General features: G+C 53.4%; 15 protein-coding genes and 1 tRNA gene. 14 read left to right on the forward strand and 2 right to left on the reverse strand.

All coding sequences use genetic code 11. The annotated features are described in order from the left end of the window. Window positions 1–100 precede the first annotated feature (100 nt). Window positions 101–2161, reverse strand: a complete 2061-nt coding sequence (locus CSR02_RS02375; RefSeq protein ID WP_099540433.1) for a hypothetical protein — start codon at window positions 2159–2161, stop codon at window positions 101–103. A 46-nt stretch (window positions 2162–2207) separates the two neighbouring features. On the opposite strand from CSR02_RS02375, the gene CSR02_RS02380 reads away from it, so the two are divergent. The 11 genes from CSR02_RS02380 to CSR02_RS02430 all read left to right on the forward strand — a co-directional run bounded on the left by CSR02_RS02380 (window position 2208) and on the right by CSR02_RS02430 (window position 10846). Next, complete coding sequence (locus CSR02_RS02380; protein WP_099540434.1) at window positions 2208–2609, forward strand: VOC family protein; 402 nt, start codon at window positions 2208–2210, stop codon at window positions 2607–2609. A 105-nt stretch (window positions 2610–2714) separates the two neighbouring features. After that, window positions 2715–3527 (forward strand): diaminopimelate epimerase, encoded by an 813-nt coding sequence (gene dapF / locus CSR02_RS02385; protein ID WP_042787976.1) that lies wholly within the window; start codon window positions 2715–2717, stop codon window positions 3525–3527. After that, window positions 3524–4768, forward strand: coding sequence for a tRNA (N(6)-L-threonylcarbamoyladenosine(37)-C(2))-methylthiotransferase MtaB (mtaB, locus tag CSR02_RS02390; protein WP_099540435.1), 1245 nt, complete (start codon window positions 3524–3526; stop codon window positions 4766–4768). The genes dapF and mtaB overlap by 4 nt, the downstream gene beginning before the upstream one ends. A gap of 1 nt (window position 4769) precedes the next feature. Further along, the gene (gene ftsY, locus CSR02_RS02395) at window positions 4770–5699 is read left to right on the forward strand and encodes a signal recognition particle-docking protein FtsY (RefSeq protein ID WP_042787979.1); all 930 of its coding nucleotides are present in this window, start codon (window positions 4770–4772) and stop codon (window positions 5697–5699) included. Window positions 5700–5818: 119 nt separating this feature from the next. Then, a complete protein-coding gene (locus tag CSR02_RS02400) occupies window positions 5819–6121 on the forward strand; it encodes an AtpZ/AtpI family protein (RefSeq protein WP_042787980.1) in 303 nt (100 codons plus the stop codon). 55 nt (window positions 6122–6176) lie between these two features. Further along, window positions 6177–6926 carry a F0F1 ATP synthase subunit A gene (locus CSR02_RS02405; RefSeq protein WP_099540436.1) on the forward strand — a complete coding sequence of 250 codons (750 nt, stop codon included), beginning with the start codon at window positions 6177–6179 and terminating at the stop codon, window positions 6924–6926. A gap of 55 nt (window positions 6927–6981) precedes the next feature. Then, window positions 6982–7206 carry an ATP synthase subunit C family protein gene (locus CSR02_RS02410; protein WP_003624142.1) on the forward strand — a complete coding sequence of 75 codons (225 nt, stop codon included), beginning with the start codon at window positions 6982–6984 and terminating at the stop codon, window positions 7204–7206. A gap of 49 nt (window positions 7207–7255) precedes the next feature. Next, window positions 7256–7837, forward strand: coding sequence for a F0F1 ATP synthase subunit B family protein (locus CSR02_RS02415; protein WP_042788036.1), 582 nt, complete (start codon window positions 7256–7258; stop codon window positions 7835–7837). 23 nt (window positions 7838–7860) lie between these two features. After that, complete coding sequence (gene atpF / locus CSR02_RS02420; RefSeq protein ID WP_042787982.1) at window positions 7861–8364, forward strand: F0F1 ATP synthase subunit B; 504 nt, start codon at window positions 7861–7863, stop codon at window positions 8362–8364. Window positions 8365–8390: 26 nt separating this feature from the next. Next, window positions 8391–9164: a glycosyltransferase family 2 protein gene (locus CSR02_RS02425; protein ID WP_099540437.1), complete on the forward strand. Its 774-nt coding sequence runs from the start codon at window positions 8391–8393 to the stop codon at window positions 9162–9164. Then, on the forward strand, window positions 9158–10846 hold the full coding sequence (locus CSR02_RS02430; RefSeq protein ID WP_099540438.1) for an ArnT family glycosyltransferase: 1689 nt from the start codon (window positions 9158–9160) through the stop codon (window positions 10844–10846). Before CSR02_RS02425 ends, CSR02_RS02430 begins: the two co-directional genes overlap by 7 nt. Before the next feature lie 88 nt (window positions 10847–10934). Here CSR02_RS02430 and CSR02_RS02435 read toward each other — a convergent pair. Beyond that, a tRNA-Thr gene (locus tag CSR02_RS02435) sits at window positions 10935–11007 on the reverse strand. Window positions 11008–11177: 170 nt separating this feature from the next. Between CSR02_RS02435 and CSR02_RS02440 the strand changes: the two genes are divergently transcribed. From CSR02_RS02440 to CSR02_RS02450, 3 genes are read left to right on the forward strand one after another with little or no spacing between them, the layout of a single operon-like run. Next, complete coding sequence (locus tag CSR02_RS02440) at window positions 11178–12647, forward strand: paraquat-inducible protein A (RefSeq protein WP_099540439.1); 1470 nt, start codon at window positions 11178–11180, stop codon at window positions 12645–12647. Beyond that, a complete protein-coding gene (locus CSR02_RS02445; protein ID WP_042787989.1) occupies window positions 12644–14353 on the forward strand; it encodes a PqiB family protein in 1710 nt (569 codons plus the stop codon). Before CSR02_RS02440 ends, CSR02_RS02445 begins: the two co-directional genes overlap by 4 nt. Window positions 14354–14357: 4 nt before the next feature. Continuing rightward, window positions 14358–15056 carry a PqiC family protein gene (locus CSR02_RS02450; protein WP_099540440.1) on the forward strand — a complete coding sequence of 233 codons (699 nt, stop codon included), beginning with the start codon at window positions 14358–14360 and terminating at the stop codon, window positions 15054–15056. Window positions 15057–15094: the final 38 nt, after the last annotated feature.

A 15094-nucleotide genomic window follows, 5' to 3' on the forward strand; every position in this document is an offset into this window, starting at 1 on the left:
GGAATAGAAATGCGAGATAAAGGTTCCTGCCCGGAAAAGCTAGTAGTTTGACGGCAGAACCCTGTACTGCATGATTTTATAGCACAGGAATTATGCGCTTTTACTGGAAAGGAAGATAGCGAAAATCCATAAAAACCTGGCTCATACCAGCACTGGGTGCGCCACCAAGCCCTTCCCACGCCTTGCGGCGGGAATAGGCAAGCTGCAAACCGGCTTCTACAGTGCCATAATGGCCCTTGAAGAAGCGATACCATGCGCCAACGGTTGCTTCCATAACACTGCGTGTATTGCCAGTGCAGCCAAGGGTTGAAAGCTCTGTGGCCATTTCAACATTACAGCCGCTGTTATCAAACGAGGGATTGCCATAGCCATAGGCTGAACCATTGGCATCAAAGTAACGTCTGCCAGCCTGCTGATACCCAAAATAACCATACACATCAATAAGTTGGTTGGGGTGGGCAATAACGCCAGCCGTGCCCTGTACGGAGGGAATAGGTGCAGGCTCGCCTCTGGAATTAAGGGTGGCATCAGGGAGTAGCACAGAGCCGTAACGGCCAATGCCCACCCCAGCCAAGCCTGCCAACCGGACTTCCACCTTATGCGGCAGAACCGGAAGCACAACAGAACCACCACCACCACCTGCAATGGCGGTGTGGTTGCGGCCACCTCCCAGTTCGGAAACGCGGGTATGCGGGAAGTGGAGAATCCCCTCAACTTCGTAGTGGCCCCAGTGCGGGTCCCAAGCCAGTTTTCCAATAATGTCTGGTGCAATTTCGTTGGGGAAGAGGGCATCATTTGTCAGGCCGGTGCCATCATACCCTACGGTTGCAATGCGTCCGTTTGGCAGGCGTACCTGCCCATCTGTTACGCTGGAGAAGCTATCAACATTATACAGAGTGGCTGAGTTTTCGATGGAAAGACCGGCCCACAATCTGTGTTGCAAAAAGTCTTTTACAAACCGGAACTGCAACTGCCGTGCCCATGTCTGGCCTGCCAGCATGGAGGATTCGATTGTAAGCGGCAGGTTTTCCTGACGGGGAATAATACCCACCCGGCCAGGTGTCAGCATGCTCCATGCCTGCCCGGCCAGAAAATGGATGTTATAATCACTGTTATCGTAGGCCATATAAAGTTGGCGCATACGAAATGTGTAGCTATTGCTTTCGTATGGATCGGTTGTGGAAGCGCCAGCCCCGAAATCCATTTCGTAAAAGCCGGAAATGGTGGAGTGCTTATCTATATTGCCGCGCGCCATAAGGGAAATACGGCTGTAACGTGCGCTGCCTTCAAAATTGTCGGTGTGGTAACGGGCATCTCCTTTGTAAGGCATGTCTGCCCAATAGTTGAAGGTGCCTGTTGATGTATGACGGTTGGATTCCACGGCTGCGGCATCCAGATAACCACCCAAAATAAGGGTGATCGGGCCCAGATGGAACACCCCATGATCACCCAGGGCACCTGCCGCCTGTGCCCCTGCTGTTTCACGCTGGTGCGGGCCCACCTGGTTTTCTGCAATGCGGGCAATCATGTCTTCTGCACGGTGCCCGACAACGGATTCCACGGCTGGCGTATCGTTTTTGCTTGAAAATATGGGTTGTGCATCCGGGCCAACAGCATGGTGCCCGGAACGGATAGAAGCCGGGGCGCTGATACCCGGATCGGTAGAGGCCGTGCTGGCAATTGTGCCATCCTGCATGGCAACCGTAACGCCAGAGTTTGCCCCAGCATTGGCAACAGCATGATGACTGCCAGAAACAGTTCTGCCAGTTGTTGAGCTGCCATTGCTTGCATGTGCAGTGCCGCGCCGTTGGGCAATCTGTTTTTGCACACTAACCAGTGCTTTTTGCAGTTCATGCTGCTCGGCCTGAATACGTGCGATCTGCTGTTCCAGCGCATCAAGAGATGCGGCATCATCAGCCGCAGCATAGGCCGGAAAGGCGTAGTTGCCAGCTATTCCGCCAGATGCCAGCACAGTACCCATGCACAGGCATGTTTTGATATGACGTGCCATGTGGCAGGAGAACTGGCGGAAGATGCGCATTCGCTTTTCAAATATTATTGAAGTGGTTCTTTTATGAATGTGAACCATTTTCCTTGGCTTGCCGTAAAGAGCTCTCTCCTTAAAAAATAATTTCAGGGAAAAAAGATGTGCGTTAAGCACAGGCTTTGGTTTTTATTATCTTTGTTTTTGGAGAGGGAAATAATTTATGGCCAAGATGATCCACACTATGCTGCGCGTGCTGGATGAAGCACGCTCCTTAAAGTTTTATGCGGAAACGCTGGGGCTTAAGCCTGTGGATCGGTTTGAATTTGAGAGTTTTACACTGGTTTATCTGGCAAATGATGAGCAGAGCTTTGAGCTTGAACTCACCATCAATCATGGGCGGACAGAACCTTATGCTCAGGGGGAAGGATACGGGCACCTTGCCGTATCTGTTGCAGATGTAAGTGCTGAACATGCCCGTATGGAAGCGGCTGGTCATCCGGTAACGCCAGTTAAAACCTTGGAAAACAAGGGGCGGATTGTTGGCCAGTTCTTTTTTCTGGCAGATCCGGATGGTTACAAAATTGAAGTGCTTCAGCGCGGTGCTCCAGGGCGCTTTTTGTAAGTAGGCATAATTTATGCCAGCAAGGTGCGGAAAAGACTGATTTCCGAGCCTGCTGGCTGCTTTCTCTCATGGCATCGGTACGGAAAGTGGCGTATAAGCCGCAGAATGCTGACATCTTTCCGTAAAATGCACGGTCTGGGGAATGATTTCGTCATTCTGGATGAGCGCGGTGGACATTTGCCTCTCACGCCAGTCCGTATTGCTGCCCTCGCGCATCGCCGTCGTGGCATTGGGTGTGACCAGTTGGTCACGCTTCGTCCGGCCTGTGCGGAGGGTGCAGATGTTTTTGTGCGTTTTTTCAATCCTGATGGATCAGAAGCAGGTGCTTGTGGAAATGCCTCGCGGTGTGTGGCAGATTTGATCTGGCAGGAAACAGGGAACAAAACGCCCGTACTGCAAACGCGTGCAGGGCGTTTGCCAGCCCGTATCGAAGAAAATGGCTTGATTACGGTAGATATGGGCATGCCACGCCTGAACTGGCAGGATGTGCCTTTGGCGGCCGAAATGGATACGCTGCATCTGCCGCTGGAAGGTGATCCCGCAGCGGCCTCAATGGGCAATCCACACGCAACGTTTTTTGTGAAAGATTTTTCGCGTCTGTCACAGGGGCAGGCGCTTGAGCACGATCCGCTGTTTCCTGAACGGGCGAATATTGGTTTTGCGCGTATTGAGGGTCCCGCGCGTATGCAGCTCAAGGTGCACGAACGTGGTGCAGGTGTTACAGAGGCCTGTGGCTCTGGCGCATGCGCTGCCGTGGTGAATGCCGCGCGCCGTGGTCTGGTAGATCGTGTATGTGATGTGGAACTGGATGGGGGTGTGTTGCGGATTGAATGGGCCGCCAACAACCATGTGTTCATGACGGGGCCAGCAACCACATCTTTTGCAGGGACAGTTGATCTGGCGGGTTACCCAGAATGAGTAAGCCGGAAATTCTCACATTTGGGTGCCGCCTGAACACGTGGGAAAGTGAAGTGATGCGAAACCACGCAGCTGCACTGGATAACGTGATTATTGTAAACACGTGCGCTGTTACGGGGGAGGCGGAGCGGCAGGCACGGCAGGCTATTCGCCGTGCGCATCGGGAAAACCCAGATGCCCGCATTGTGGTCACAGGTTGTGCCGCCCAGATTAACCCGGAAAGCTGGGGAGAGCTGCCCGGTGTGGCCCGTGTTTTGGGGAATGAGGAAAAGCTGAAGGCTGAAAGCTGGTCTGCTTCAGCCATGGCGGAACCTCTTGCCGTATCCGACATTATGGCCGCCAAGGAAACAGCTGCGCATCTGGTGACAGAGTTTTCCGGCCGTACGCGCGCTTTCGTTCAGGTTCAGCAAGGGTGCAACCATAGGTGTACCTTTTGCATCATTCCGTTTGGTCGTGGGCCTTCGCGGTCTGTGCCTGTTGGCGCGGTGGTAGAGCAGGTGCGCGCGTTGGTGCGCTCCGGGTACCGGGAAGTGGTGTTGACTGGGGTAGATATGACATCCTGGGGGGAAGACCTACCAGGTAAGCCGGTGCTTGGTCAGCTTTGCCGCCGTGTGTTGCGGCTGGTGCCCGAATTGGAGCGGATGCGTCTTTCCTCGGTTGATCCGGTGGAGATTGATGAGGATATCTGGCAGCTTCTTGCGGAAAACCCACGGTTTATGCCTTATTTGCATCTTTCCTTGCAGGCTGGGTCAGACCTCATTCTCAAACGGATGAAGCGACGGCATCTGGTGGCGGATGCTGCACGTGTGGTGGAACGCGCCCGGAGTTTGCGGCCAGATATTGGCATTGGCGCGGATATTATTGCGGGTTTTCCAACAGAAGATGAATCGCTGTTTGACGAGACTCGTAACTTTCTTGTGCAGCAGGCGCTGCCGTATCTGCACGTTTTCCCTTACAGTGAACGCCCAGGAACGCCAGCCGCCCGTATGCGTGCAGTGCCTGTGCCAGAGCGTAAGGCGCGTGCCGCGCAATTGCGAGAGGTGGGTGCAGCCTCTGCAGCCCGATACTACAAAAGTCTTATAGGTCAGCCCCTACGTGTGCTGATGGAAACTCCTACAACCGGGCATAGCGAGCAGTTTGCACCGGTAAGGCTTGCGCAGGGTGAAGCCGAAGTGGGGGAAATTATAACCCTTCAGCCCACAATGGCCGAAAATGCCGGGCTGGTAGCGGAAAGGATCTGAGATGGCGCTTGGTTTTTTCTCTCGTCTCAAGCAGGGATTGTCACGTTCCACCCAAAAATTGGGTGGGGGCATTACGGGCATTTTTACCAAGCGCAAGTTGGATGATGAAGCGCTGGAAGAGCTGGAAGATCTGCTGATTACCGCAGATATGGGGCCAGCGGTGGCCGAACGTATTATCGAATCCTTCCGCTCCTCCCGTTTTGGAACTGAAGTGACGGACGAAGAAATCAGGACGACTCTGGCAAATGAGATCGCCACGATTCTTGAGCCTGTTGCCAAGCCGTTTGAGCCAGATCCGGCACATAAACCGCATGTTGTGCTGGTGGTGGGCGTAAATGGCGTGGGAAAAACAACCACTATCGGCAAAATGGCCCGCTTTTTTACCGAAGAAGGTAAAAAGGTGATGATGGTGGCTGGAGATACCTTTCGTGCAGCAGCGGTGGAGCAGTTGCAGATTTGGGGCGAAAGAACCGGCTGCCCTGTGATTGCAGGCCCACCTGGGGCAGATGCAGCAGGTTTGGCTTTTGAGGCCCTTAAGCGCGGCAAGGCGGAAGGGGCTGACCTTCTGTTTGTTGATACGGCAGGCCGTCTGCACAATAAAAGTGCACTCATGGAGGAGCTTGCCAAGATTATCCGCGTTATGCGTAAGTTCGATGAAACCGCACCTCATTCCGTATTGTTGGTGCTGGATGCCACAACAGGACAGAACGCAGTGGAGCAGGTGCGTGTGTTTCGCGAACTTGTGAATGTAACCGGTTTGGTGGTGACAAAACTGGATGGTTCTGCCCGCGGGGGCATTGTGGTGGCCTTGGCGGATCAGTTCGGATTGCCCGTGCATGCTGTGGGTGTGGGCGAACAGGCAGAAGATTTACGGCCCTTCTCGGCAGTGGATTATGCGCGCGGTTTGGTGGGCGTAGGTGAGACAGCCTGATTTTTTGTGAGGAATTATGATGGAAAAGGCAGATTTTGATGCATCTACCCCTCATGGTTTCTTGACAGGATATGACAGCCCCGTTAGCAAGCGCCTGCACCCCTCTGAAGGGGCGAAGAATGAGTAAGAACAGCGACGATTCCTTTGATGCCCGGCTCAAGGCGGCAGAACGCCGATCTGGCCTGGAGCAAAAGGAGGATTTAACCGAGAAAGAAGATGCCGTAGAGCAATCTCTTCCTGGGTTGGCGCTAAGAGCTGGAACAGAAATGCTTTCAGCTCTGGTGGTAGGCGTTGCAATCGGGTGGGAGCTGGATCACTGGCTGAAAACCCGGGCTGTTTTTCTTATTATTTTCGCACTGATGGGCGGAGGTGCTGGCGTGCTGAATGTTTGGCGGCTGGTCAAGTCGATAGACGGCAAGTAAGAAGCTGTCATCCGGATGTGATTCGGGTGCGGTAAAGGGTTTTAGGAGAGCGGTTGTGGCGGGCGGTTCCAGCATCAACGTACTTGAACAGTTTGAGCTTCATCCCGTTCTTGGTGGGCTGGGCGAAGCACTGCGTTTTAGTCAGTCCCCCCTGTACATGATCATGGCAGTGTGTGTGGTTCTGATGTTCCTTTACATGGGAATGCGCCCGGCAGCTGTGGTTCCGGGCCGTTTACAGGCCGCAGCAGAAGTGTGTTACGAATTTATTCATAACATGGCGGTTGATACGATTGGGCCGGAAGGCACAGCGTTTTTCCCGTTCATCTTCACGCTGTTCTTCTTCATTCTGGCCGGTAACTATATTGGTCTGTTGCCGTTTTCCTTTACGTTTACCAGCCATATTGCCGTAACCTTTGCGCTTGCCATGATGGTGTTTGTGCTTACGGTTATTGTCTCCCTCAAGGTGCAGGGGCTGCGTTTCTTTGCGCACTTCATGCCGGAAGGTGCTAGCCCCTTTCTGGCTCCGCTGTTGATCCCGATTGAAATTCTTTCTTTTCTTTCGCGTCCTGTCAGCCTCTCCATCCGACTGTTCGCCAACATGGTTGCCGGGCATGTCATGTTCGATATTTTCGCAAGCTTTGTTATCATGCTCGCCGGTTTTGGTGTGGTGGGTGACGTGTTTGCGGTTGGGCCGATTGCCATTAACGTGGCACTGATGGCTCTTGAGTTGCTTGTTGGGGTGTTGCAGGCCTATGTGTTTGCTATTCTGACGTGCATCTACCTGCGGGAGGCCGTGGCTCACTGAGGAGCTGCTTTGCCCGTTTCGTTTGAACTGTACTTGAAACAAGGAAGTGACTGATATGGACATCGCTGCAGCCCGGGAAATCGGTGCAGGTATCGCCGTGATCGCCCTTGCCGGCGTTGGTATCGGCCTCGGCAACATCTTCTCCACGCTGGTAAGCAGCATTGCGCGCAACCCGGCTTCCCGTCCGCATGTGTTCGGTCTGGGTATGCTCGGCTTTGCTCTGACAGAAGCTATTGCTCTGTTCGCGCTGCTGATCGCGTTCCTGATCCTGTTCGTCTGAGAAAGCTTTCAGGAAAGAGGAGAACATTCCTGTGGGTGTGATTAAGAAGATGCTTCGTGCCGGCCTGTTGGCAACGGTTTCCGGTGTGTCTCTTCTGGCCGTTTCCGCGCCTGGTGCATATGCCACGGGAATGCCTCAGCTGGATTTTGCCAACCCCCTTGTAACCGGTCAGGTTATGTGGGGCGCGGTGATTTTCTTTGTCTTCTATATGGTGCTCAGCAAGGCCATGCTGCCCGGTATTGCCCGGGTGCTGGAAGACCGTAGCAAGCGTATTTCTGGAGATCTGGAAATAGCACGTGCGGCCAAGCAGGACGCCGATAAAGCTGTTGCTGAACTTCAGCAGGCCCGTAAAGATGCCATGGCAGAAGCCCAGGCGCATCTTGATCAGGTTCTGGCAGAAGAACATAAAGCAGCAGAACAGCAGATGCAGGAAATCAACGCACGGGTAACAGCAGAAATTGCTGATGCCGAAAAACGTGTGGCTGAGGAAAAAACACGTGCATTAAGTGCGCTTAAAGAAATTGCAAGCGATACCACGCAGGCCATGGTTCAGCGTCTGACGGGTATTGTGCCTGATGCACAGCTTGTTGCCCAGAAGGTTGAAAGCGCTTCGGCGCACAGCACTATCTGACCAGCTCCGGGGGAATTTTCGTCATGTCTGGCATTTTTCACGAAGCGGGTTTCTGGGTCGCTGTTTCGTTCGTTCTGTTCTTTGTGCTGGTTGGTAAAAAGATTTGGGGCCCGATTGCCACCATTCTGGATAGCCGCGCAGACCGTATTCGCGAAGAACTGGATGAAGCAGCCCGCTTGAGAAGAGAGGCTGAGCAGATGCTGGAAGATGCCACGCGTGATCGTGAGCAGGCTATGGCAGAAGCAAAGTCTTATGTAGAGCAGGCTCATCAGCAAGCCGCTGAAATGGCTCAGAAAGCACGCGCAGAGGCAGAAGCAGCTGTGCAGCGCCATGAACAAATGGCGCGAGATCGTATTGCTGCTGTAGAACGCGCTGCTGTTAAGGAAGTGCGCCAGCTTGCAATTGATGTGGCCGTGCAGGCCGCCAACGGTGTTATCCCCCAAACTCTTGATGAACAGAAAGCCGCAGGGCTTGTTGATCAGGCGTTGGCTGGTTTGCCTGCCGCTTTTGCGCGCAAGGCAGCCTGAAATATTATCAGCTGAATGGTGAATACGTGACAGGTCTGGTGCCAACCTTACCGTCACAGCATAACGATGCTCAGTATGAACTGAGCATCGTTATTGCTGTTTTGGACGAACAGGATAACCTGCCACAGGTTTGCCGGGAACTGGCTGAGGCCATGCCGCAATTGCCTGCCACCGAAGTTGTATTTGTAGATGATGGCAGCCAGGATCAGACCGTAAAGGTGTTGCAGCGCCTGCGGGATGAGTGCCTGCCAAACTTACGTATTCTTTCTCATGATCGGCGGTGTGGTAAATCTGCTGCGTTGCGCACGGGCATTACAGCAGCACGTGGTGCATGGATTGCCACAATTGATGGGGATGCGCAGGACGACCCGCGTGAGCTGTGTGCTCTGGTTGCGCTCGCACAGAATCAGGCGGTTAAAGGAAAGGCGCCCCTTGTTGTAGGGGTACGCACACGCCGTAAAGATGGTTGGTCGCGCCGATTTGCAACACGTTTTGCCAATGGGCTGCGGCAAAAGCTCCTGAATGATCAGTGTCCAGATACTGGGGCTCCAATCAAGGTTTTTCAGCGGTCTGACTTTTTGCGCTTGCCGCAGTTTGAGGGTTTACACCGTTTTCTTCCGGCTTTGTTTGCGTCTTATGGCGTGCCGTTGGTGTGCCATCCTGTTACGCACCGGCCGCGTTTGCATGGGCAATCCAAATATACCAATTTCAATCGTGCCGTGGTTGGGGTGCGTGATTTGCTGGGTGTGATGTGGCTGCGAAATCGTACACATCTTCCAAAATCGATTCGTGAATGCTGAACCAGCAAAACGGTTATCAGCCTCTTTCTGTTAAGGCGTTAGTACTTTTAGGTCTTGCGGCTTTTTTGCTGTTTCTTCCGGGGCGCGCGGTTACGCCGCCATTTGATCGGGATGAACCCCGATATATGGAAGCCACAGCACAGATGCTGGAATCGCATAATTTTGTAGATGTGCGCTTTCAGGATAAACCCCGTTATTTGCAGCCTGCCGGTATTTACTGGTTGGAGGCTGCTGCTGTTTCCCTAACCGGTTCACAGAATCAGCGGGCTGTTTGGTCATACCGTATCCCTTCGCTTTTGGCGATGTCGGGTTCGGTGGTTTTAACAGCACTTATTGGCTCCATGTTATTTGGTCCGCAGGCTGGTTTAGGGGCCGGTTTGCTTTTTATGGCTTCTGTGCTGGTTGCAGCCGAAAGCCGTATGGCAACCATTGATTCCTGCCTGCTTTTTACCGTGTTGCTGGCACAGCTGGCGCTCACTGGCGCTTTGCAGGACCGTATGCGGGGCGTGTCTACTCCCGTAAAACGCGCTGTCCTGTACTGGGGCGCCATTGGGTGCGGCCTGATGTTGAAAGGGCCGGTCATTCTTATTCCATCGTTTGCCACGCCATTGATGCTGGGAATGCTGGAGCGAGATTTTGGTTTATGGCGCAGAATGCGTCCGGCATGGGGCTGGCTTTTATCTGCCGCTATTCTGGTGCCGTGGTGCATCGCTATTGGAGTTGTTAGCCACGGTGAATTTTTCCGGAACGCTGTTGGCACCAACTTTTTAGGTAAAGTTGCATCTGGGCAGCAGGCGCATGGCCTCCCTCCGGGGTATCATCTGCTGGTGTTTTTGTTGGCTTTTTGGCCGGGATCATTTTTTGCCGCTTGTGTTGCACCAATGGTTTGGCACGCTCGTAAGCAGGAGCGTGTGCGCTATTTATTGTGCTGGATTGTGCCGCATTGGCTAGTGTTTGAAGCTATTGCAACAAAGCTTCCGCATTACGTGCTGCCAACTTACCCGGCTATTGCCATTCTTACGGCCGCTTTTCTGGCGCAGGGCGGAGATGTATGGCGCAACTGGCCTTCGCGCATCTGGGGCAGGGCGCTGTTGGCCGTTTATGGTGTGGCATGGGTTCTGGTAGGTATTGCTCTGGCCGTTGCTGGCCCTACGCTGGTGTGGGTGCTTGAGCACCAGATATCTGTTGGCGCAATTGTTTTGGCCGTAGGCGTATTGCCACTTGTTGGTCTTTCTGCGTGGTATATGACGCGTGCCTATTTGCAGCGGGCGGTCTTAAGTGCGCTAGCGGCAGCCATGTTGCTCTATGTAGGATTATTTACAGTTGTGGTGCCGCAACTTCAGAGCATCTGGTTGGCGCCGCGTTTGACAGCATTGGTGCAAGCGCATCAGCCGTGTGCAGAATCACGCGTGATTTCGGTATCATTTTCTGAACCTAGTCTGGTTTTTCTGCTTGGGGGCAAGGTGCTGCTGACTGGTGCAGAAAATGCTGCTTCCGAGATGAAAGCGCATGCAACGTGCACAGTCGCGCTTGTTGATAAACGGGATACGCCAGCATTTATGGCCGCTCTGGGTGATAAGGCGAAGGATGCTGTTAGCCTTGGTGCCGTAAGTGGTCTGAATTATTCTAATGGCCGCCACTTACTTATAAATTTGTATAAGCTGCGCACAGCATCCCAATAGTAAAAGCTGTTGGGGTGTGTAAATCCATGACGCTTTTTTAAGCAAGATATCACGGCACGATAAATGTTTTTGGGAATGCAAAGGGAAATGCCCGCTGGCGGATTCGAACCACCGGCCCCATCATTACGAATGACGTGCTCTACCAACTGAGCTAAGCGGGCACATTTTGTTTGCGGGGCGGTGACTATCATGATCTTTATGCCCACGCAAGGAGAAATTATAATTCTGTTAAGGGCTGAAGCACAATAAAGCGGCATTTCCAACCGTAAGCAGGGGTGCCATTCTGTTTTGAGTGTGACGGAATAGTTTTTTCGTTTTAAGAACTATCTGTATGAATATGTCGCAGTTATTTGGCCTGGTGCGGGAGGCCCTTAATCCCGGGCAGAATGTTCCGGTTGATGAAAAGCGGCATGTTCGGCTTGTGCAAGGCATTGTGGAATGCCCATGTTGCGGGCATTACCAGCACCTGTCAGAGCTTAAACCCGGAACCCAGGCGCGGTGTTGCCGGTGCGGGCAATTGCTGGATCGGCGTAACCGCACATCTCCCATTGCTACCCCGCTGGCTTTTTGCATCAGCTCGGCATCTCTGTATTTGGCCATGCTGCTGTCTACCCTGATGATGCTGGATTTGTATGGGCGGGAAAGAACCGTAGATATTCTTACCGGCCCGTTAGAGCTACTGCATGAGGGCTGGGGAGAAATTGGTGTGTTGGTGGCAGTTGCCACCATTATTGTGCCAGGCCTTGTTATCAGCATGATGATGCTGGTGCTGGTGGGGGCACTTCAACCCAAGCTGCCTTTTTGGGTGCCACATCTTCTCAAATGGTACGAACGGCTGCGCCCGTGGTCCATGGTGGAAGTGTATATTCTGGGCGTTTTCGTGGCCTATACCAAGCTCTCAGATATGGCTTATGTGCAGGTTGGGGCCGCAGTGTTTCTGGTGGCTTCGCTTATGGTCACCATGTCTGCCACAGATGCCACGTTGGATACGGAGCTGATCTGGCGGCGCCGGCAAACAGATACCAGCCTCCGGCGGATGGATAATCAGCGTGTTCGCCTCTCTTGTGAGGAAATCGGGCCGAATGACCAAATGCCTTCGGCCAGTCATATGGTGTCTTGTCTGTCCTGTTCTGCGGTACTGGTATTTGATGAAAAACTGGATCAAACGGCCCCGTTAGGGTTTTGCCCGCGCTGTGGGCATGTGCTGCGGCAACGTAAGCCAGACAGTATTGCCCGTACGGTGGCGCTGCTTGTTTCTGCGGTGGTGTTTTATCTGCCAGCCAATATCTACCCGGTTATGACAGTTATCAGGCTGGGTGCGGGAACAGGGCATACCATTGTAGAAGGCGCCATAGAGCTGTGGGAAAGTAATATGATCCCGCTTTCCCTACTGGTGCTGTTTGCCAGTGTATTGGTGCCGGTTCTTAAAATTATCGGGCTGATGTTTATGGTTATCAGCACCAAATGGCATTCCGCCCGTAATCTGGTGGCCAGATCCAAGCTTTATAGGTTGGTGGATATCATTGGGCGTTGGTCTATGATTGACGTGTTCATGGTTTCCATTCTGGTGGCTATGGTGCGTTTCAGCAGCATGGCCAGCATTAGCGCCAATGGGGGCATGGTATGTTTTGCCGCCGTTGTGGTGCTGACAATTTTTGCAGTGCATGCATTTGACCCGCGGCTGATGTGGGATGCTGCGGGCAAAAACGGTGATACGGCCCCAGCCGATGCCGGGCAATGTGGCCCGGCACAAATTGAGGCCGCTGCATATTGGGATAACATGGAGCCGGATAGGGCGTGAACGGACACAGTCATAATCAATTCTCTCCGCCAGAAGGGGAGAGTGCGCAGGATGCTCTGGTCAGGCGCATTCGGTTTTCCATTATCTGGATCATCCCCATTGTTTCGGTGCTGATTGCCGGTTTTCTGGTCTGGCGCAGTTTTATGGACAATGGGCCAGAAATTACCGTTGTGTTTGATACGGCAGATGGCCTGACAAGCGGCCAGACACAGGTCAAGAACAAATCTGTGGTTCTGGGCACGGTGGAAGGTGTTTCACTGACGGATGATCTGCGGCATGTCAAAGTGCGTATCCGTATGAATAAGGGTACGAATGATATGCTGACCGATAGCGGTCGGTTCTGGGTTGTGCGGCCGCGTATCAATGGTGCCAGCATTACTGGCTTGGAAACCCTGATGTCTGGCGCATATATCGCCTTTGATCCGGGTCTGAACAAAGATGGCCACCCTGCTGGCAAACGCACCACCACATTTGAAGGGCTGGAAGCGCCTCCGGGTGTGCGCTCTGATCAACCGGGCCGCATTTATACGTTGGTAGCGGGTAATATCGGGTCTATTGGGCAGGGCGCTCCTGTTTTCTTCCGTGATGTAGATGTGGGGGAAGTGCTGGGTTACACCATGCCGCCGGGCGGACGGGGGCCAGTGCTGATTCAGATTTTTGTGCGGGAACCTTATGATCATTACCTGAACACCAATTCCCGTTTCTGGAACGTGTCTGGCGTTAAGGTTGGATTTGGTGCCGGTGGACTTAAGGTGCAGTTGCAATCCTTGCAGGCGTTGTTTTCTGGGGGTGTGGCTTTTGGTCTGCCACCTGTTGCAGAAAGCCGCATGCATCCGGCTTCGGAAGCGCCAGCCAACACAGTGTTCAAGCTGTATGATACGCATGAAGATGCCGATAATGCCGGCTACCGTGAGCGGGTGCCTCTGGCAACCTATGTGATGTCTTCCGTTAAAGGGCTGGATGTTGGCAGCCAGGTGACAATGTTTGGGATTCAGGTGGGGAATGTGACCAGCGTGAAGCTGGATCTGAGCTCCAACCCCGGACATCCACGTGTGCGTATTGGTATGGAAGTACAGCCTGAACGCGTGTTGTCTCCTGCAGAACTGCGTAACAGCAATCTGACAGATATGTTCCGTACATTGGTCGCGAACGGTCTGCGCGCTTCAACTGACAGTGTCAGCTTCCTGACAGGCGAGGGGATGATTTCCCTCAACTTCATCAAGAACCCAGCCCCGGCCACAACCAGTATGGAAGGTGCTACTCTGGTTATTCCAAGTCAGGCCGGTGGCATGGGTGGGATTATGGATTCCCTTTCCACCATTACATCGCGTCTGGCTGCCATGCCGTTTGAGCAGATTGGCACAAATGCCAATAATCTGCTGGCGCATGCAGACCAAACGCTTGTTAGCCCGGAAGTTAAGCAGTCTCTAATTGGGTTGCGCAATTCCATGCAGAATTTGCAGGAGCTTACAAAAGACCTGCGTAATGGGATGGCCCCGCTTAGCAAGCGTCTGCCAGAAATGGCACAACAGCTTGATCAGACACTCCAGAACGCCAATCGTCTGTTGGCAAGCTACGGCGGCAACAGTGATTTCCATCGGAATCTGCAATCCATGGTGGTGCAGTTGGGGCAGACGGCGCGCTCCCTGCGGTTCCTCTCAGATTTCCTGACCAACCATCCTTCCGCGCTGCTTTCAGGACGTTAAGATCATGACGCAAACTGTTTCTTGCCAGCCCATGAACACCCGTCTTGGCCGCCGGACATTGCTGCGTTTGAGTGGTGCAGCCGGATTAGGGGTTATGGCTTTTACACTTACAGCCTGTTCTGGCGGCAGCCCCACATTGTACACATTGGCGGTTGTGCCCGGTCAGCCGCAGCCGGGTGGTCCGCGCTTTGTGGAAGTGCGTCTGCCAACCGTGGCATCTGGTCTGGATCGGGACCGGATTGTTACGGCAGATAGTGGCTACAAGCTGACAGTGGCGACCGCAGATGCGTGGAGTGATTCCCTGCCAGCGCAGATCAGCCGAGTTATGGCGGGTGATTTGGCGCAACGTTTGCCGGGTACAGGCGTGTTTGTGGAAAATGATACCGTGGCGACAGAGCCGGAAGCCTATGTGGATCTGTCTATCAGCCGTTTTTCAACGGGTCCTTCAGGTAATGTGGAACTGGATGCCACGTTATCTATCCAGCCTGCTTCTGCTGGAGCGCCGGGTAAGGATGAGCAGTATTATATGCAGAACTTTACGCTGCAAGGTGCACAGGCCAGTGCCACCATGCCAATGGTGCAGGTGTTAAGCCAGCTTTTAGGCCAATTGGCAGATGTTGCTGCCCAGCAGTTGCGGCAGCTGCCTTCAGGCCAATCCACGGGTTGGCATACTATTGTGCGCAAGAAAGCGCCGCATGAGTGATGCTGCGCTAAAACACACAGCATAAAGGTTACAAAAAA

This window comes from Acetobacter pomorum, from assembly GCF_002738225.1.
GTDB lineage: Bacteria > Pseudomonadota > Alphaproteobacteria > Acetobacterales > Acetobacteraceae > Acetobacter > Acetobacter pomorum.